The organism is Nostoc sp. FACHB-190, assembly GCF_014696905.1.
Classification (GTDB): domain Bacteria; phylum Cyanobacteriota; class Cyanobacteriia; order Cyanobacteriales; family Nostocaceae; genus Nostoc_B.
Genome location: NZ_JACJQW010000072.1, coordinates 1 through 18,861, shown reverse-complemented (window position 1 = coordinate 18,861; position 18,861 = coordinate 1). Strand labels below are relative to the sequence as shown.

Here is an 18,861-nt window from a genome sequence, read left to right as displayed (position 1 = left end):
CCTGTACAAACCCTCTACTTTACCCCATGTCTGCACAAACCCTCTTGACTATCCCTGTACAAACCCTCTACTTTACCCCATGTCTGCACAAACCCTCTTGACTATCCCTGTACAAACCCTCTACTTTACCCCATGTCTGCACAAACCCTCTTGACTATCCCTGTACCCTCTTGTATATAGATAATGGCATGATTCAGCGATCGCATCCCTACCGCCTCCCCAATCCCGCCGCCGCACACGCAAAAACTAAAGCAGGCTTTTATACTTTTCGTGACTGGCTTCGTAGAAGCCCAACGACGGCGGCTATCGCCGCGTCTTCCCCATCCTTATTTTTCTCTGATGAGAGAATGGTCACGCACACCCCTATTTCTATATAAATATGGGTTCGTGCGTGACTAAACTATCCTTCTGGCTTTAACAAAATCATTGTCTGTGGGGTATTCCTCCCACAATGCCCTACAAAGCGCGATCGCTTCCCGAACAGCTTAAAACTACCAGCTACACCCCTAACCTGCCTCTATGCCCAAAATAAAAGCCACCTACGCGGCGGCTTGACTTTATGGCTAATTCTGTTTGGGGAAGTCAGGCGAAGTCAGGCGATCGCTATGAAATACCTAATTCTAGTGCTGCCTTGCCTGCTTCTTTGAGTTCTTCAAGTCTTCTTTTTTCTTGCTCCCTTAAAGATTCATGACTTAAACTTTTTGTCAATGAGTCTCTATGAAGTCTGTTTGAATCTAAACTATTTTGCTCTGCCGAAATGGTTATACGTTTTTCTACTTGTGTTGTTAATTCTTCTACAGCAACACTCCCATTTAGAAACTCACTTGAATTTATCGAAATCTCTTTATCGTTAATATCAAAAAATATTAAAACTTTTCCATCTTCTTTTAATTCTATATGCTTAAACCTAGCTTTGTATGGAAATGGTGCTGATTCATATTTGAGGTAATAGGTATTATTTGAGCTAAATATCATGTCAATGCTCCTTGTGAGGTTATTTATGAATTGTGTTATGCGATCGCTCTCCTCTGACTGGTTACTCGTTCTGTTATGGCGATTGCAAGATTAATTTTTGTAGCACAGCTTTCACTGGGCATTGTGAAAAGTTGCGTCTGCCCATTGACTTGTAGCTGCAAAACATCACCCACCAAGCGCAAAGTAAAATTAACCCCATCAACGCTGAAATTAACGCTTGGTGGCTCATTACTCCCATGACTCCCATTAAAATCACAGCACCGTATTTTATTGGCATCCAAGCCAGACTCTAGGGCTAACAGAAAAACTCTCAATTGCTGTTTGTAAAATTCTTTTTTTCTTTGGTCAAGATGTCCGCCGTCAAAATTCTGTAAGTTTTTGGTGTGAAATGCGATCGCTGCTTGCAAATCAATCATATTATTTACTCAAATATTTTCTTACTTTTTCGTAACAATACTGAGGAATTGAAGCGTTTTTAATCATGGTCTCGCCCAGGTTCCAGACGTATTGCTCATCATCGAATTTACCGATTGCATCACTAACTATGTGCGAAATTTCGTGAATAATCGCAATGTTAGCCACAAAATTTATAGGCGTTTTTGTCTTATTAGAAATTTTTTGTAACTCACTTTCAATCAATAGAATAAAGTAATTACCAAAAGATTTGAAAACACAGCATCCTATATTTTCTAAATGCTTGGGTAAGCATTCAACATAATAGAATTGTACTCTATTGTTTTGGATAAATTCAATAAATTGAGGAAGGATTTTATATTTTAATTTATCTCTATTAAAATCTTGAAAAGTACCTATATTACGTTTAAATAAATCGTTTTCGTTCATATTTTTGGCAACATTTTTAAATTTGTAGATGGTGAATCATTATTAATTTTAAAACCAAAAATAGAAGCTGGATTAATTACTAAATGTTCATTATTGTTATTAATTTGGCTACTAATTAGCTTAGTTTTAACCTCCAAACTTACAAGTAAGTTTAATATTTTACTTGAATTATTTTGTTTATAAAGTATCCTTAATTTATCTGCTATTCCCTGTAAAAATTCTCTGTTCTTGGGCGTATCAGAGAATTTTTGATTGTTGATAATGTTGACAATTTGAATTATGTACTTTTGATTTATATTCACCCAAATATCCGCCTTCTACCTCTAAAATCTTTGCGCTTTATTACTGTTGCTATACTACCCGAAAAACCCTGATTACTTCCGCACAAATCATTTACAAATGCTTTCAATAATAATTTAACACAACTACTATGATTTGCAAAATTAGCCTCTTTTATTTCTCGTGATAAAAATAATCTATTTTCAGATTTTAAGCACTTAAATAAATCTTCTAACGGCTGAATATCTCGGCTATCTTGTCCATCGAAATCAACCTGATTGCAAGTATTTAAGGCTTGTTTTAACGGTGGGTGGTAGTTTGTCCAAACGTTTCTTTTATCTGCTAAAATCGCCGCTACAACCTCAATTGATGAGTTTTTTAATAACAATTCTGACTCAATAATTAGGTTTTTATTTTCATCAACTTTACCATCCAGAATATAGCAATCTTCCCATGTATACCAACACGCTACAGCTTTTTTACTAAAATCTTGGTACATCTTTTAAGCTCCATGTATTATCATTTTTATCTGCAATTAATAATGCAAAGCATAACGCCATTACAGTATCGTCATGTTGTCCTGAGCTTGCTTCTAACTTATTTCCTACCCTTCTAAATGATAGTAATTCATCCTTAATTGAACTCTTAGATGGATAAAATAAAACATTCTTTTCTAATGCTAATTGTAACCCAGAAACCATCATTGGTTTACTATCACCAGTAGTTTTGATTGCTTCAAATTCATACTTTGGAAACTCTTTTGATAGTTTTTCTAAATACAAAGTACCTACACCACCCGTGGTTTCGATCCCTATCTTTTCAGGTTGATACTGCTCTATTAATTTCCCAATTTGATATAAATTATATTCGCTTGTTTGTTGCCGCTTGCGGTACATTGCTACTACTGAATATTTATAATCAAGCTTCTTTAATACGATAGCTACACAATAATCATTGCCTAGCGTAGCAGTATCAACTGATAGATAATATTCTGCTTTATCGTTCCGTTCTGTTTCCCATTCCCCGATTGCGGATTGACGAACTAGCTCACTAGTGAAAACTGCTACAGAACTATCAATAAATCTTAAATCATACTCTCTTAATACAATTTCTTCCTCACAATTATCCTGCTGCATTCTATAAGCAAGATAACCGCCAGGAAATTCTTGATCAATTTTTCTGTAAATAGGATGACAACGCCAATGCAAAACAACTTTCAAGACTCCAGCATTATCAACAAAATAGTAAAAACCTGGAATATCTTTATATAAATTTCCTGACGCTACCTGTTTACAAATCTCCTCAACATCATCATTATTATTTTGGCTTAACTGTTGCCAGTACCACCCCATTTTTGCAGATGGGGTACTAATGATCATCTTCTTTGCGCTATCCCCAACCAAGGCAGAAGCCGCATTAGAAGCCGCATAGATTGATTCAATATTCAAGATAAAGGCTGATTCATCATAGGTCTGTGACGTTATGCTGTCCAGGCTCCTAATTCCCTCTTTAGAACTGTTCTTGCAGTAAATATCGCCCAATCCCTTTATTTTTATGTAGCCAACACTATCGTTAGCTGGCTGAACATAATCTTTAAGTCCCGATAACATTTGTTTTATGCGGCGGCTCAAACTTCCAACGTCATCAGAGTTTCGCATGAAGAATACAGAGCTACTAGCAGGATTTGTGCAAGCATCTTTTAAATCGTCGCTTGCTAGTGCCTGGGTGCAACCAACTTGGCGGCTTTTAATTAATACTATATTGGGGTATTGTTGACGCAGTTCGATTAATTTTTTTTGAAATTCATACGGGATAAATTGCACCATTTTACCACCGCTTCGTATGGTGCAGAGTTTAACAAAATCCTCCCAATTTCTAGGCACTGGCTTGAGCGTATTTCGCCCTAGAATTTCGCGTTCTACGCGCTTCTCAAGATTTTTTAATTTAGATGTTGTTATTGGCATCAATCGCCGCCTCAAGCCTTTCTAATCGTTCTTCGTTGTGCCAATCTCTAACACGGGAAGCTGTACCTAAAAGGCATTGAATAGCACTAATTTTTACCCTTGCTGGTACATCTTCATCATTGATAATTCCTCTTAATTGCTTCGCCGCCTCGATGCTACCAAGGCATAATTCAGAAATTGCAGAATCAAACATTCTCATAGAAGCTTCTTTGAGAAGTTTTTGAAACTCTGGATCTAATTTCCATCTACTAATAGTTTTGATGGTCACACCAGTTTTATCGGCTGTTTGTTGCAATGTATAACCAGCCGATAACATAGTGAGTGCTTTGATTTTTTCTGGTGTTAAGTCTTCCAAAAGCTTGATGTCCAAAAATGTCTAATTATTTACATAATTTAACCTATTCAGGTTTTAGGTTTGTGGCAATAAATGAAAGACTAATTACTAAACCCGTAGCCAGGATTAACAAATATAATTCGGTTCTTTCATCTAACGATTCGGCATAATCGTTACAGACGATCGCTGCTTCCATCCATTTGGAACTATCCATAGACCACCTCCACCCAATCGCAAGGAATTGAGCGTGTACAATCCGAGAACATTACCGGGACTTGCCAAGCTTGCTGATATTCGTTAAAAAGTGGCTCATCTTCGGCAATCCCCTCTAATTCTCCGAATCTTTGCACTAAATCTTGATAGAGGTTTCCTAGCACAAAGCCAGTTACTTCCAAGCCTTGCTTGATCTTGAGTATTAGCCCCGCCCAAACTGGGGCTTGTTCCTCTGGAGAAAATTCGGAAGATGCGATCGCCTGTTCAATCGCCATCACTTCCGTTGGTGCGATCGCTTGACTGACTTCCGCTAACTTCACTTCTGCCAGCGTGGGTATTGTGGACACCTCCTGGTTATTTATATATATAGAGGAATCAGAAACAGGTGTCCACACCTCTAAGCTAGTAGTGGCTTGGTTTATAGCCGTTTCAATGATGCTTTCTAAGGTGGGTGTTTTGGCTTTACCTTCCATGTGGTCAGTGATGCCCTTTAGCATCTCCCAGCGTTCCGCATTCAATCGGTAAAAACGGTTTTCACCCGACTTCCTAACGTCTGATTTTAAGCACAAGGCATCTAGAAGTTTCCCTAGTGCTGTTGTATTGCTCTCTTTAAAGTTGCCCGATTTATTTTTCTCCGTGGAAGGTGTGAACCCAAGATACTTTTTAACCCTAGTTTTGCTTGAGCGTAGGCGATCGCACACCTTGGCTACTTCTTCTGATTCAGAGGTGTATTCAATCCCCGTGGAAAGCTTCTCAATAAGTTCGGGGACACCCAAATCATGTAGAAGTTTGCGAGTTGGAGAGTAAAAGTGTTGATCGGCTTGGTCTGGATTATTTTCGCGGTCGATTAAGTCAAAGGCTACGGCTTGGCGATCGTCTACGTTCATCAGCCGCAATAGCCTAGCACCGCGTACAAGGTTCTTTTTGCGATCCAGCTCGACAATTTCCTGAGTAATTTCTAATCCAGTATCACGTTGCAATTTGGTTTTCTTGAAACGATATCTTTCTGATTGCTTGAGGCTGCCAGGATTTAAAATTGCTTGCTGAAATTCAACTTCGTTCATTGGTTCCGATTCGGATGTGAGTTTATCCTTAGTTTTGTCCACCTGCTTTTTAAATTCTTTGTGGTTTTCGCCCTCTGGTGTTTTTTCTGCTAAATTTTCGCCCAAAACTAACGTGAATCCTGCTTGCTCCAACAAGTCAATCAAAGACTGGCTAGGGTTAGCGCGACTCGCATTAGTACGTGCGATGATGCCTAATTTATGCTTAATCCAAGGTAAATCTTGTTCGTTAATCTCACCCCTAGCATTTGGTAAAATACCTTGCTCCAGTAATTCCCCAATCTCATCAATCGAAACTATTAATTGATTGGTGTCGTCTATCTTTGAGATTAAATTATTTAGTAGATTATCTGGGTCGATCTCTAGAGTTTGTTTTTTTGAGCTAACCCAAATATTAATTTCACAATCAATCCTATACCTGAACAAGGATTGAGCCTGATCACCTGCACTCAGTACGTCACCTGTGAAGAATGCGTAGCACACATCAAAATGTGGCTTTTCGAGACTAATTGCAGTGCCTAGAGTTTGCGTGTAGGCGAGTATTTGATAGTCCGTATATTTTTGATCAATTACTTCAATTACTTGCTTAATTCCATCCTCATTAGAATTATCACCGTGAGCGAAAAACATTGATTCTTCAGGAATACCGGATTCTTTAAGCTGTAATTCAATTGCAAGTAAATCTTTCTTGTTTTCACAAGGAACAACTATTTTTTTACCTGCTTTTGCGTCTGCAATTAGTTGGCTTAGTTGATCATCTTTCTTGTTTGTGACGTTGACTTTAATAGGCTTCCTACTTTCACCCTTCCGCCCAGAATGATGAATAATAAAAGCCTTCTTCTCATCACCTCTGACTTGCTCTAAGTAGTCCAACGTTTCGTTACACAAATCTCGATCAGAAGCTATTACATAGGTTGCATTTTTAACTAGCCACTCCAATTTACAACGAGCCTTTACTCGTAAAGTACCCCTTAAATTACTGTTGGTCTGAATCGATTTAAAAACCTGCTCAATTTCATCGAGAATTAGTATAAATGGTTCTCCTTTACACCACTTCTCAGGGTCAAGCATTGCCCCCAGGCTGATATCGGTAATTGCAACACGCCCAAAACTCGTAACTCCTAACTGCATATCCTTAAGCTCATGATGGTGCATTAGGTCAAGTTTTGCGGCGGTGTTATGTAAAAGCGCGTTTAAGTGCGCTACCTGAATAATTTTACCTTCCCACTCTTTGCACCATTTGGAAAGTAGGAAGGTTTTGCCGATGCCCCAATCACCCTTGATACCTATCAACCCATGAGGGATGCTTGAAAGGTCGATGTGCGGCAAGAAACCATCAGTAGCCTTAACATTTGGTTTGCGTGTAAAGTTAAATTTAGCCCTTAACCTGCGCTTAACCTCGTATTCTGAAATTTGCCCTTCAAAATGGCTGGAATCCCTGCGTAATCTAGCTTCCAGAGAGGACACCTCTTTCTGATTTTTCTTATATATATAATCACCAGGAGGTGTCCACCCCTTAATCCTTGTTTGGGGGGCATAACCGCGACTCTTCGCCAACTCCAATCCAGATTTCCAAACATCACCAGTACCACAACAGCACCAAGCCTTAAACGCTCCAGTGTTGAGGTTGACTCGAAAGCTTGTAAGGCTTGTTGCGTTGGGGTGATGTGGGCATTGAGCGTACCCCCAGCCATTCCCCCGTTCGTGGTAGCCGTCAAAATACTTGGCAAAGTTGCGAATGTCCAAACTATCATCAAAGTCTTTAGACAGGCTTAAACCGCTATTTTGAGCCTGTTCTCTGTGTTGTTTGCGTTCGGATTGTTTAATTTCTTCCTTAGCTGGGAAAATACCGATCGCTTCAAGCGATTTTACCTTAGCGATACCGCCACGACTAACACGGCTGTAGGTTTTACCGTTGGGGTGAATGCTCGGACTCAGAACGGTAAAACGACCATAACCTAAAGCCTCTCCCCTATGCTTCCCACCAAGTTCTAAAGCAAAGTTGGTGAAACTGGGTTTTTCTTCGGTAACAACAGGAATACGCCACCCACCCGATCCGGTTCTCTCAATCCAGTTGTCGGTTAAGTTATTTTTAGATAAAAATTTGCTAACAGCTTGATTGCATTCATCTTGAGAATCAAAGGTTTTGGTGTCAAAGTCGATCCAAATAACTGCACCCATCCCGCACATAGCACCAATGCCAGTATTGGGATTACAGAACCACTTTTTAAGCTCCTCCTCTGTTGGTAGCTTCTCTTTATATTTTCCATGCTCAAGAATAAAGGCTTGTCCCGTGCGGCTTAAGTAGCTAGGGTTTTTACCCGTAAATCTCGGTATGGGGTTTAAATTTTTGTCTAGAGGGCAATATTCAGCATCCTCGTTATTGGTGGCTACGCGATGACACCAATCTTTGCGGCTATCCTGCTTTGGCGCTACAGGTATGGGGCTGATTCCTAGTGATAGTAATTCAAAAATTACTTGATTAATTTGGGGATTGGGTGAGTATTGCTTGGGTAGGGGTGAAGGATTAATCATTGATCGCACTCCCACGCCGCTTGAGTTTCACTCAAAATTAAAAGCGCGATATCCTCGCTGTATCCGGCGCTTTCGAGAATTTCAAGGCTTTCAGTGAGTTTTCTTGTTGCTATGCTTTTTTGCAGCTTCAAAACCTTGCCACTGCTGCATTGTTGCCAATTATGAGAAGAATATGATAAAATTGGCGAAATTGCAGAACTTTTACTTTTGATGCTTCCCCCGCTTGCTATAGTAGGGGTTTTTTGGTTTCTGTTTTTCATGGGGATTGCCTTTTTAAAGTTTTTGGCAATCCTCCTGCTGATGCTGAATGAGATACTGTAGGTGTGCTAACGTAATCTGAGAATATTTAAAAAATATGTTAGCGGTGAGAATCCGCTTTTTGGAAACGCCCTGAGAAAGCGTTGCAGGAGGTAGCACAGAATTGAAGCACCCCACCAAAAGGCAGGAGGATCACCCTTTTTTTTGCTCATCTAGATAGCTTTTAAGCGCATCGCGCACAATCTTCGATTGCGTGGTGTTTTGTTGCTTTGCAGTTTTTTCAAGCTTTTTCACCTGATCAGAGTCAAGACGAAACCCTTTGTGTTTTTTTGCAGAATTTTTCATAAAATCTTCCCTGTTCAACATCGTTTTTATATAAATACCATATAAAAAATCAAACTGGTGGATACACCTGGAAGAAATTTTATTAATTACCGAGAAAATTTGTTAATTTCTGCGATCGCCAGCTTCAAACCCTTCCAGCAGACATTTTTAGTCTGTTTTTGTTAATAATAAATAGGTATATCAACAACAGTGAATTAAAAAGCAAAATAGAACTAAAATGAATCATCAATGACTATTAATGTTGAGCATTGCTTTTTATCGACTAACAGTGTTTAATAATGTTAGTGAAAATTTCACACAACCTAAAATAAAGCTGCAAGATGGCAGGGGAAAAATGTTTCTCTGCCATTTTTGCGTTCGTGTCACTTTGTGACAGGTGGGATGTAAAGAAGTGCGATCGCATTTTATAGCCCACTGCCACCATTGCGATCGCGCAGTATCCGCAAAATCTCATTCAGTAATTGGGTGTGAGCGTTGAGTATTTGGGTGTGTTCTGCCTGAGTGTTGAGAATTTGGGCGATCGCAACTTGGCTAGTCCCGATTGTGCCTGTAAGTAATTCCAAACTACCAACCCTTTGAGTTAAGGCATCTAGGCGTGAGTTGATATCTTCAAGTTGTGCATCAGTCATGCTGACCTCTCTTGCTCCGACTTTCTCTGTTCTGCTGCTTTTAAAATTAGTTGTCTGCATAGTTGAGTGATGGGTATAAATTCTGATTTTGCCCAATCCTCTAAATATCGATAATCCTCATCTTCAAATCTAATTTGTACTTTTGGCTTATTGGAAGGCATGACACTAAGTAAATGGCTTAGTGTCTATTATCCATCAGAAAATACTTTCGTCTACTAAGTGAACCTCTTGATTGACAAGTGAACCTCTTAGCCACTATATTAACAACATAAGCAATCAAACAGCAATAAACCACTGATTAGTGTTGAACGAGTAGCCCAAGAGTAGATACAGTAAGGGCTTTAGCGATTCAATACAGCACAGTGTTAGTAGCCTATTTGATTGCTGATTATTTCCGATTAATTTCTGATTGATTCCCAAAACCCTTATGAGGCAAAGAGTTGACTGCAACGGAACAAAAGATGATTTGTTTTTGGACTTCCAAACAAATAAGACCCATTTAGCTCAAATACTCGGTGTTAGCCGTAGCACTGTATACCTATGGTCAGAAATTGCATTTTGGCGTATTCCCCAATTTAGAGAGGCTTTCCCTAAAAAACCAGATGATAGCTACGACAAAGAATCTCCCTTAAGCCCTTATCAATGCTGGGTTTTAGCAAGAATCGGCAGATTAATGAGCCAAGTAGTTACAGCCGAAAGGGTAAAGGCAGGTATTAAGAGAAATCCTAATTACTTTAGTGTCTATACGTATAGAAAAGCACAAGAACAATTACAACGAATAGGAGCGTAACCCATGCCACGCACAGCCAAAGTCAAGCCAGCAACAGATAGCAACACAATCACAATTGCTGCCGCAGTTGAGCAGCTTAAAACCAATGAACAAGCCCTAAGACTGGCATTGATGGACATTCGCCCTGATGACTTCGATACCGTGAAAGCCTTGCCATTGCTAGATTTTGAGGCAGTTGCTAAGAAAATCGAAGCAACAAAACAGCCACAATTGCCAGCACAGAGCCAAAACAGCGAAATGCTCACACAGCAAGCATCTCAAACAAACACAGAACAGCCACAAAATGCCCCTATAGTACCCCAGCCCCCACAGCAACAGTTAACCAATCCCGCCCAGTCTCCAACACCCAATACTGGCTTATCTCTGGTTGAGCAGTTAGCAAAACAGGCCACTGAAGAAATCGCCGCCGTTGATGCCATAGCGCAGGTAAGAAACACGCTCATACTCAATAACTTGGCTGTCAGGGATGCGGAACTGGTAGAGAACATAAACGAGTGTTGGCAATACAAAAAGCAAGAGTATTTAGGAGCTATCCGCGATTTAGCCAGCTTGGGTAAACAACCAGTAAGTATTACTCCCGATGAAACCGATCTATCCGCAGAGATTGACGCAATTATGAGTGATTTGGGAAAGCTGAAAACCGCTTAGTCAATTTTGTTTTGTCTCCTTTTGATGCGATAAATCGCGCACTTGAAAATATTTTTCATCGTTTGGTTGATTGAGGTAATTATGCTGTCAATTTTCGATAAATTCAACAATGTGTTAGCTACTTCAATTAATTTTCTACTACAAGGAGAATATGCAAATGTCGTCCGATTCTGATTTAGTGACAGAAATTAGATCGAGTTTGTCCATTGCGAAAACTGAATCGCTAATTCCTTTTTGTGAAAATTTGTTACATTCTCTAGAGAAAGAAGGATACGCAATTTCGGATTTTTTAACAGCAATTGACACAGTTTTGGACAGGCGAAGAAAATTTGATATTCTGCCAAAACTAAAAGAGATTCGTGCAAAAGTTGACCCCGAAGAATCTTAATTAATCCCTCTCACCCGCCTAAAATAAAGCTACTCATTTATCTAGGTAAAAATATGCGATCGCTACCAGAATTAATTGATGAATCTCAAAATCTACTAGCTCAAATCAAGGAACATCCACAATTTAGAAATTTGCGATTTGATTGTGATGTAACTCTTGGTGATGTTATTCAATTTTTCAATTTTTTGCAGTACGAAGCCGCCACAATTCCCGTAAATACATCCCGTGAAGGTTTCAATCAATAAAAAGTAGCGGCGATTAAGAACGCGATCGCCGCCTATACACTCTTAAAATCCAATACCTCAATATAGCATTATGCAGGATGAATTGAATCGCCAAATTGAGGATGCAAAGACGGACGAAACAGAACTAAATCAAGTGCTTGAAAAATATGATTTAGATGAGCAATTAGCACTTGAATTTAGTCAAATTGACAAATTATTTCGTCAACTAGAAATTCGATATCAATCTTTAGTCAACACACGAAAATTTTTGAACAATGGCTAAAATCGACACTACTAAAGCGGCTGCTCAAGCTGTAGCTGAAAAACTGGCCAAAGGCAAAGGGTCATCAAGTAATGCTAGTACTGCTACTAATGCAACTATTCCAAATACACAGATTGATAATCACATCCCAGGATTACTACACCTAACACCACAAACAATGGTGGCAGGCATACCGTCTTTTCATCCTGAAAAATTCCACATTGCCGATCCGCTTAATCCACCGGAAACTATTCCACAAGCTACAGAACAACAACTTACCAAGGGTACTAAAGTTTATGAAGGCGCTGTGAGAGCTTTAAAACTCTACGGTTTGGCTTTCGATGTGACTAAAGAGAAGTTCAATGTAGTAGGCAAACACGCCAAAGCTTTTGATGCTGGTATTGTAGCAGCCACAGAGTTAGAGAAAGTACGCGGTCATTATCTTGATTATCAAAACCAACAAGAAATTACTACTCAAAAGTCAGTGACTCTTGATGTTAGTAAATTCAAAACAATTACAGATACAAGCACCGCAATTCACACCAAAGATGAACTGAGTCAAAAGCTAAAGCAGGCTGAATTAAAAGCACAGGAAACACGATTTAAAACACTTGAAACTCAGGATAAGTTAGCCAGTTTTAAAGAACAGTTGGGGAATTTGGTAGATTTAGAGGTGAGAAAATGATTCAGCTTTACTTTGGGCTAGGTGCAATATGCGGGGGATTTGTAGCTTATTTGGTCGCTGATAGTAAATCACAAAAAGAGCTTAGAAAGGTTGCCAAAGTCGCTAAGAATGCCAGTGATAACCTTCACAGTGTAATTAACAAGTATGAAGCCTCCAAAGCTCAAGTAAATACACTAGCGCATCAATTAGAAGGTTTAAAAGATGAGCTAAAAGAAGCCAGGAATACTATTAATAATCTTGGTCATGCCAAGATAGAAAATGATTTAATGGTTGTTCAACTAAATTCAAAGCTACAAGAATATCAAGCTAAACTGACTCAAATTTTCACCCAATCACAGAAAGACAAACAACGAATTGAGTATTTAGAATCTGAGATTGAGCAATGGGAAGCTAACTTTAAATCTCAAGTAGAAGTAGAGGCTAATAAATGCTTTCAAGTCGCCAAACAAACTGAGTTAGAGAAAATCTACTCTGAGCATGATTCAATCACCTCAGAAGCTATGCAGTTGTTTAGGCGGCTGCAAAATTGGGGTGAAAAAGTAGCTCATGGTCATGCCTCCAAAGCAGAAATAATCAAAAGTTTAGCCAGTGGTTATAACCAAAATTTAGATGAGGTTAGCCAAGCCATTAACGCCGAACGTCAGAACTACCTTGAGCAAATTGAACTGCTAAACATCAGAATTGGTCAGTTACAGCAGCAGTTAGCAGGTGATTTACTCGAACCCCAATATGGTGAATTTGGTTTTGATGCCAACGGACGCATAGCAAACGCGATCGCTCAGTGGCTTTGGTTCCAAAAACAGATACCCTTGAGAGTCACTGGCATAGAGGAGACTGACTCAGTAATTACGGCTGGCTACTCTTACAGCCGTACTATGTCACCCGATGCGATCGCCAAATTAATCAAAGATTGCTCACCAGAGATAACCAAAGCTTTAGGAATCTACAGCATTGAGTCAGCCAAAAAACTGACTTTCACTGATTGCCTTATGGTCAAGTTTTGCAAGGATAGACCAGCAAGGAAAGCTGACAAGGGTAGTTTGTACCGTAATCAACAAGAGTTTATTAACTATATTCTCAGTCAGCCAATACGCTTAAGAATTGTGGGCGAACCGGGAGCCGGGAAAACTCCCACTGTTTTAGTTTTGATGAGCCACATCCTTAAGCGCGGTTTCTTAAGCGGTAACACTCCCAATGGTAAAAAATTAGATTTTACAGAGATTGCATTCTGTAACCCTCTGGCTGAGGTTAGTGTCAAAAATTCAAAAGATTTAGACTTTTGTTTACGCTGGTCAGATGCCAAAGCAGGATTTAAGGGCTTGTCTGATGAATACAACTCCCGCAAAAATCCCAGCAATTCACAGTACAAAGATTCTGTAGGTTTCGTCTGGGCTTGTGATGAATTTGATATTGGAGTAGAACAAGCCGGAAGTGATAGCGCAAAACAGTTTAAGCAAGTTCTAAAAGATGGTGGTCACATCAATTTAGGGGTTATCATCCTTGGTCAGTCTGGCATGGTCAGCACTACTAAAGGTTTGTCCATTGATGACCAAAAGATGTTAACCAATGTCTACATCGACCCGGTGAGTATCAGAACATTTCTCACCCAGTATGGCGATCGCTTCTACAGCAAGGCAGCAGTAGAAAAAGCACTAGCCACGCTAGAGCAGATTGAATTGGAGATGGAAGAACAAAATGAAATCATCTGTGACACTGCCAGAGAATTTAGAATTGCAATGGTCACGTCTGATCGTTCACCTGTGTTCTACCAGTTGCCTTACTTCGATGGCATTGATATTGATTTAGCCGCTTATCAAAAATCAACAGACCAAATTGCAGCTATTAGGAAGAATCCTTTAGTTGATACACCTACTTTGCTGGCTTGTCCTAAATGCCAAAGTCAGAACATCAAAAAAAATGGACACTCTCAAAGTAAGCAAAGATGGCAATGTCGAGATTGTGGGAAAAACTTCTTAGAAAATTAAGCGTAATGTGCGGCAGAAAAAATGAATTTTTTTTGTCCCAATATCTGCCGTAGATGAGTATTTATTGGCAGATATCGCCAGAAAATGGGACAGATTTTCTTAAAAATTAGCTTGTTAATAATTAAATGCAATAGTTGAGTTTTAAAGCCTTAAAAATTGCCCGATATCTGCCGATATCTGCCACTAATTGGCAAGCTATTCAAAAAATTGACAGATATAGGCAAGAAAATTCAAACTTGAAAGTTTTGACCAAAAACAAGAGTTATTAGTTAGCTAGATATCATAAATAATCAAAATGTTACTAAGCTGAAACTATTGGAAATTCGTTAACTATTAACTATTAAGATAAATTCTCAATTAGCAGCACAAAATAAAAATGATTTTGTAATAAATAAACTACATTTTGTAATAAAAACTAGATAGTTAAGTGATTGTCAGCGTTTACGATGTCTAGACTGTGGTAAAAATTGGTTAACTTAGATAGCTCTGTTTTTTTTTTTGAGAAATTGAATATGTTCTATGTTTTTGAGGTTTACTATGTTGAAAACTCATGCCATATTCATGAGGTGTTGGCAGAGAGTGAATTGGCTCACTACGGCTTTAATCCGGTAGAGGCTTTGTATTCTTCTGGTGATGCGGATCAATGCTGGGAATGGATACATACCCGCTATCCGCTCGACACTATTGATTTAGAGTACGGCTTTCAATAAAAACATTGATTTCAAGCGTTCAGCCAAAAAATTAAGGGTAGGTTGTGAGCCTACCCTTTGGTTTTAGAATGGTGCGTTACCAGTTTTAGCCGTATATCCTAGATACCCTTGCCAGTATTCCCCGTGTGTCTGTCTTGGGGGAAGTGCGATCGCTGCATCAAATTCGCCATCATACTTGGTTAGAATGTTTTGCTTAGTTTGAGCTTGTGCTACTGTGGTCAACATAGTAATCCAATCCTTTTTGGAGTGTGGGACGTTGGCGCGTCCCTTTTCTATATCCCTATACTAAAGCTTTTGTAAATTGATAACAAGAGGTTTTGTATAGGGATAAATTATGGAGTAATCCCAGTTATTGAGTATTTATCTATAGATAAACCCTTGTGTATAGTCCTTGCTTACTTTAAGATTAAGTAAGTTAAGCAATCAAGGAATTAGTCATGAGTAGGGATTTAAAGGCAGGAGATGAACTAGAGAATAGTTACGTTGATGAGCGTGTTAAATTTCTGTTGCCTCAATTTGAGGATTTAGCACCGTATAAGCTTAATCAGCGCAAAAATGGCATTGGTGATTTACAAGGATGGAAGAAATTAGCTATTAGTGAAGCAAGACTATTAAAAATCAATTACCCAGACGATAAGCCAGAGGAATTAAAAACTTATGGTACTTGCTTAAGGCAGATAACAGCACTTAAAAAAGCACTCAAGACCGCAGCTAGAACAGACCTTAAAGACGCTGCTTTGTACAATCCAGTGTGTACAATCATTACTCACTTTGGGGAAGCATTATCGGAGCAATTCGCCACCTATAAGGCTACACAATCAGAACTGTATCGAAAGGATGTACAAGAGCGTAGACAGCCAGAAAACCGGATACAAATTGATTTAACTAACTCTCTCAAGTTCGCTTATAATGTTTTGCTTGAAATAAAAAATGGCAAGGATGTTTTAGACAAAGCCAAACCCAAAACTGAGGAAGAAAAAAAGAGTTTAACAGATGAATGGCTGTCTTTAGCTAACTGGATGGATGTTAGCTGTAGCCTAGCGTTAGCTACTGGTAGACGTATGGGGGAAATTCATCTATCAGCCAGGTTTCAAAAGATTGATGATTATACTGTTAAATTCAAGGGTCAACTAAAAGGCAAGTCTAGGCGAGTAAAGTTAGGCGAAAAAGCGTTGCCTATTAGAGAAGCATCTTTCGAGATTCCTACTTTACTCAATACTGAATTGATTTGCTGTGCATTGCAGTGGCTAGAAGCTAAAGGCAAAAAATTCTCGCACGATGAAGACCCAGAACGAGTAAATAGAAGATTCTCCAAAACACTAAATCAACACTGTAAGGAATTTGATATTTTCCCAGAAGATGAGCGCACATACCACAAATTTAGAGCCGCATATTTTAGGGCTTGCGTTGTCAATGCTGGAATTGACGCTTTTGACTTTATTGATTATGCCGAAAAAATATTGATTGACCGAGATGAGACAACAATTAACAGCTACAAGCGTTACGAAATCAAGTCAGGGTCAATTACTCGCATTTAAATAAATCCCTATACAAACCCTCTTGACATCTAGTTACTAGAGGGATAGTATAGGGATGTAACTAAACTTAAAGTATTTACATTATGAGCAAGTGGCAGCAGGTAGGGCAAGAATTAGCCCAAAAATTAAAGGGGCTAACGGATGAAGAAACTATCAAAGAATTAGCCCAGAGTATCGTTACTGAAATCAGGGAATCTTACCCAGATAGCATTAACAGCCGTAAAAAGCCTATGGCGGATATTCGCAAGGTTTTACGGGGTGTTTATCCCGCAACAGAAACCCAAGAACATCAAGGGCAATATTTTACTGAATCCGGTAAAGGTAATGTTCCAAGATGGGAGCATTTATTTTTTAAACACTTCACCCTATCAACTGAAGAATACGACTCTGTAGGGGATGAAGCCAGAAGCCAATGGAGGTCTACACAAAACATTGAGTCAGAAGTTAAAGAAACAACACTTACCCAAACATTGAAAACTATGAATATCTCTCAATTAGAATTAGATGCTGATACTCAGAAAATTGTAGAAGATGCGATCGCTCATTCTGGTGTGTCATTAGCTGAATTTGTACAGAAAGCTTGTCAGGTCTATGCAAAAACTGTGATGGGCAAAGTTAAGCAAGGGGATGAAGACTTAAGTGCAGTTTCTACTAATGATTTAATGAGTGAAACGTATAAAACCCATCCTGGCAGGGCTGAGGAACTAACAAGACGAGCTATCTATGCTCTAGAAATATACAATAATCAATTTGGCGTAGAGTCGGACAAAGACAAAAAATGGCACATTAACCAAACTGCTATACAAACCCTTACGGGAAGCAAAGCAGCAACTATTCAGAAAATTTTACAGAAGTATCAAACTCGGTTAACCGACCACAACGCCAAACACGGGTTATCTCCGTACGACAACCGCAAGCCAGGGTTAAAGATTGATGCGGTAATTAAATTGAGTGAACTTGTCCCCAATGGGATTGATATTAATTAGCGATCGCCAAACTTTTCGGTCTACCGAAACTGGGATAGACAACCCTTTGAGGGTTGCCTATTAATGACTATTTAAGATAATCTAAGAACAACAATTTTAATTACAAGTCTCTGGTTAGTTTGACTAGCTAGAGACTTTTTATTGTTTGTCATTTTGCGATTTACCTAAATAACTAGCTATTAAAAGCGTACAGACGTTAATAAAAGCTAATCTTGCATCAGAATTATAAAGAGAGAATCCGAAAAGAGCAAAATAAGAAGTGACCGCTAAAAAATGTGGGATGCGGTAAATGTAATCAAACTGCTGCTTTCGGCGTGATGCAAAATTAAACTTTTTAATCAGCAAATCAAAAACTTTCATTAGACGTTTTAGATACTACACGTCTAATTTACATAATCAGAATACCACTAACAACAGTATAAAACAAGAGTACATCGGTTATTCTCTAAGTGTACTTTCTACACATAGAGTCAGAGATATAAAACTATAACGAAGTGATAATAACCTAAATTTGAAGAAAAGTCTTTAATTCAAGATTTAGCTTTAATTAAACAATATTTTTCCCATTTTAGTTTTAAATACCCTTATATACAGTATTTTTAATAGAAATATATTTTTATTGCTTACGTAAATATACAGTTGTTTTTTGTCTTATATAAGACAAAAAATATAATAAAAATTTTAAATTTTATCAGTTGTACATGGATGCTAAAACTTAAATAGAGGTTGAGTTAGGTCGAGAGGGAGTATTAGTGCGATTCGTTGTGTGGTGAATCATGGTAAGTAGTCCGTACATAACCACACCATCCAAATCTAGCAATAGAAGAGGTTGAACTCTCGGAGGAATGCGAGTGAAAGCCCTGCCTACCAGGCTCAGGTATGACTCCTAATCTGCTCACACCGACCAGCAACAGATTAATTTTGAAAAAGATTTGTTAGCACTCAAAATATTGGCGACTCAGGTAGGGATTAAGCTAAAGGACATTACTTCCAATACATTTAATTCTTGTCACCGAAAGGGTAGCTTTGTTACAGAGGAAGCCTCTATCAAATTTTCAGTAGCAGGGTTACAGTTTGAGTTGGCAATGAGGCGATCTGTGATTTGAACTAAAAATTGAGATTTTAACCCATGATATGCTTCAGAAATGAGTATCCAGTTTATAGTTCACTTTTAATATTCGAGTTTTTTTACTAATAATGATTATCGTG

25 protein-coding genes are annotated in these 18,861 nt (G+C 38.7%); 10 read left to right on the top strand and 15 right to left on the bottom strand.

Going from position 1 to position 18,861, the window contains the following annotated elements; translation table 11 throughout:
- Positions 1-603: 603 nt before the first annotated feature.
- The 13 genes from H6G28_RS34840 to H6G28_RS36610 all read right to left on the bottom strand — a co-directional run bounded on the left by H6G28_RS34840 (position 604) and on the right by H6G28_RS36610 (position 9,597).
- Entirely contained in the window at positions 604-975 is a 372-nt protein-coding gene (locus tag H6G28_RS34840; RefSeq protein ID WP_190677740.1) for a hypothetical protein, read from the bottom strand.
- A gap of 35 nt (positions 976-1,010) precedes the next feature.
- Positions 1,011-1,391 (bottom strand): hypothetical protein, encoded by a 381-nt coding sequence (locus H6G28_RS34835; protein ID WP_190677738.1) that lies wholly within the window; start codon positions 1,389-1,391, stop codon positions 1,011-1,013.
- 1 nt (position 1,392) lies between these two features.
- Positions 1,393-1,818, bottom strand: coding sequence for a hypothetical protein (locus H6G28_RS34830; RefSeq protein ID WP_190677736.1), 426 nt, complete (start codon positions 1,816-1,818; stop codon positions 1,393-1,395).
- Entirely contained in the window at positions 1,815-2,120 is a 306-nt protein-coding gene (locus H6G28_RS34825; RefSeq protein WP_190677734.1) for a hypothetical protein, read from the bottom strand. Before H6G28_RS34825 ends, H6G28_RS34830 begins: the two co-directional genes overlap by 4 nt.
- On the bottom strand, positions 2,117-2,596 hold the full coding sequence (locus tag H6G28_RS34820; protein WP_190677732.1) for a hypothetical protein: 480 nt from the start codon (positions 2,594-2,596) through the stop codon (positions 2,117-2,119). The genes H6G28_RS34825 and H6G28_RS34820 overlap by 4 nt, the downstream gene beginning before the upstream one ends.
- Positions 2,580-4,061, bottom strand: coding sequence for a phage terminase large subunit family protein (locus tag H6G28_RS34815; protein WP_190677730.1), 1,482 nt, complete (start codon positions 4,059-4,061; stop codon positions 2,580-2,582). Before H6G28_RS34815 ends, H6G28_RS34820 begins: the two co-directional genes overlap by 17 nt.
- Positions 4,042-4,416 (bottom strand): helix-turn-helix domain-containing protein, encoded by a 375-nt coding sequence (locus tag H6G28_RS34810; protein WP_190677728.1) that lies wholly within the window; start codon positions 4,414-4,416, stop codon positions 4,042-4,044. Before H6G28_RS34810 ends, H6G28_RS34815 begins: the two co-directional genes overlap by 20 nt.
- A gap of 43 nt (positions 4,417-4,459) precedes the next feature.
- A complete protein-coding gene (locus H6G28_RS34805; protein WP_190677726.1) occupies positions 4,460-4,609 on the bottom strand; it encodes a hypothetical protein in 150 nt (49 codons plus the stop codon).
- Positions 4,602-8,204, bottom strand: coding sequence for a plasmid replication protein, CyRepA1 family (locus tag H6G28_RS34800; protein ID WP_190677724.1), 3,603 nt, complete (start codon positions 8,202-8,204; stop codon positions 4,602-4,604). The genes H6G28_RS34805 and H6G28_RS34800 overlap by 8 nt, the downstream gene beginning before the upstream one ends.
- On the bottom strand, positions 8,201-8,464 hold the full coding sequence (locus tag H6G28_RS34795; RefSeq protein ID WP_190677722.1) for a hypothetical protein: 264 nt from the start codon (positions 8,462-8,464) through the stop codon (positions 8,201-8,203). The genes H6G28_RS34800 and H6G28_RS34795 overlap by 4 nt, the downstream gene beginning before the upstream one ends.
- Positions 8,465-8,654: 190 nt before the next feature.
- Positions 8,655-8,807, bottom strand: a complete 153-nt coding sequence (locus tag H6G28_RS34790; protein WP_190677721.1) for a ribbon-helix-helix protein, CopG family — start codon at positions 8,805-8,807, stop codon at positions 8,655-8,657.
- Positions 8,808-9,211: 404 nt separating this feature from the next.
- Complete coding sequence (locus tag H6G28_RS34785; RefSeq protein ID WP_190677719.1) at positions 9,212-9,436, bottom strand: hypothetical protein; 225 nt, start codon at positions 9,434-9,436, stop codon at positions 9,212-9,214.
- A complete protein-coding gene (locus tag H6G28_RS36610) occupies positions 9,433-9,597 on the bottom strand; it encodes a hypothetical protein (protein ID WP_206758277.1) in 165 nt (54 codons plus the stop codon). Before H6G28_RS36610 ends, H6G28_RS34785 begins: the two co-directional genes overlap by 4 nt.
- Before the next feature lie 266 nt (positions 9,598-9,863).
- Here H6G28_RS36610 and H6G28_RS34780 point away from each other — a divergent pair, with 266 nt between their 5' ends.
- The 8 genes from H6G28_RS34780 (at position 9,864) to H6G28_RS34745 (ending at position 15,128) form a co-directional block, all read left to right on the top strand.
- On the top strand, positions 9,864-10,226 hold the full coding sequence (locus tag H6G28_RS34780) for a hypothetical protein (protein ID WP_190677717.1): 363 nt from the start codon (positions 9,864-9,866) through the stop codon (positions 10,224-10,226).
- A gap of 3 nt (positions 10,227-10,229) precedes the next feature.
- Positions 10,230-10,874 carry a hypothetical protein gene (locus H6G28_RS34775; protein ID WP_190677714.1) on the top strand — a complete coding sequence of 215 codons (645 nt, stop codon included), beginning with the start codon at positions 10,230-10,232 and terminating at the stop codon, positions 10,872-10,874.
- A gap of 157 nt (positions 10,875-11,031) precedes the next feature.
- Entirely contained in the window at positions 11,032-11,262 is a 231-nt protein-coding gene (locus H6G28_RS34770) for a hypothetical protein (RefSeq protein ID WP_190677712.1), read from the top strand.
- 53 nt (positions 11,263-11,315) lie between these two features.
- Positions 11,316-11,507 carry a hypothetical protein gene (locus H6G28_RS34765; protein WP_190677710.1) on the top strand — a complete coding sequence of 64 codons (192 nt, stop codon included), beginning with the start codon at positions 11,316-11,318 and terminating at the stop codon, positions 11,505-11,507.
- Between the two features lie 70 nt (positions 11,508-11,577).
- Entirely contained in the window at positions 11,578-11,769 is a 192-nt protein-coding gene (locus tag H6G28_RS34760) for a hypothetical protein (RefSeq protein ID WP_190677708.1), read from the top strand.
- Complete coding sequence (locus tag H6G28_RS34755) at positions 11,762-12,433, top strand: hypothetical protein (protein WP_190677706.1); 672 nt, start codon at positions 11,762-11,764, stop codon at positions 12,431-12,433. Before H6G28_RS34760 ends, H6G28_RS34755 begins: the two co-directional genes overlap by 8 nt.
- Positions 12,430-14,418 carry an IS1/IS1595 family N-terminal zinc-binding domain-containing protein gene (locus tag H6G28_RS34750; RefSeq protein WP_190677704.1) on the top strand — a complete coding sequence of 663 codons (1,989 nt, stop codon included), beginning with the start codon at positions 12,430-12,432 and terminating at the stop codon, positions 14,416-14,418. The genes H6G28_RS34755 and H6G28_RS34750 overlap by 4 nt, the downstream gene beginning before the upstream one ends.
- 512 nt (positions 14,419-14,930) lie before the next feature.
- Positions 14,931-15,128: a hypothetical protein gene (locus H6G28_RS34745; RefSeq protein ID WP_190677703.1), complete on the top strand. Its 198-nt coding sequence runs from the start codon at positions 14,931-14,933 to the stop codon at positions 15,126-15,128.
- 63 nt (positions 15,129-15,191) lie between these two features.
- On the opposite strand, the gene H6G28_RS34740 is transcribed toward H6G28_RS34745, so the two are convergent.
- Positions 15,192-15,353 (bottom strand): hypothetical protein, encoded by a 162-nt coding sequence (locus H6G28_RS34740; protein WP_190677741.1) that lies wholly within the window; start codon positions 15,351-15,353, stop codon positions 15,192-15,194.
- A gap of 212 nt (positions 15,354-15,565) precedes the next feature.
- On the opposite strand from H6G28_RS34740, the gene H6G28_RS34735 reads away from it, so the two are divergent.
- The gene (locus H6G28_RS34735; RefSeq protein WP_190677702.1) at positions 15,566-16,666 is read left to right on the top strand and encodes a protelomerase family protein; all 1,101 of its coding nucleotides are present in this window, start codon (positions 15,566-15,568) and stop codon (positions 16,664-16,666) included.
- 83 nt (positions 16,667-16,749) lie between these two features.
- Positions 16,750-17,652 carry a hypothetical protein gene (locus H6G28_RS34730; protein WP_190677701.1) on the top strand — a complete coding sequence of 301 codons (903 nt, stop codon included), beginning with the start codon at positions 16,750-16,752 and terminating at the stop codon, positions 17,650-17,652.
- 138 nt (positions 17,653-17,790) lie between these two features.
- Here H6G28_RS34730 and H6G28_RS34725 read toward each other — a convergent pair whose 3' ends face one another.
- Positions 17,791-18,012: a hypothetical protein gene (locus H6G28_RS34725; RefSeq protein ID WP_190677700.1), complete on the bottom strand. Its 222-nt coding sequence runs from the start codon at positions 18,010-18,012 to the stop codon at positions 17,791-17,793.
- Between the last annotated feature and the right edge of the window lie 849 nt (positions 18,013-18,861).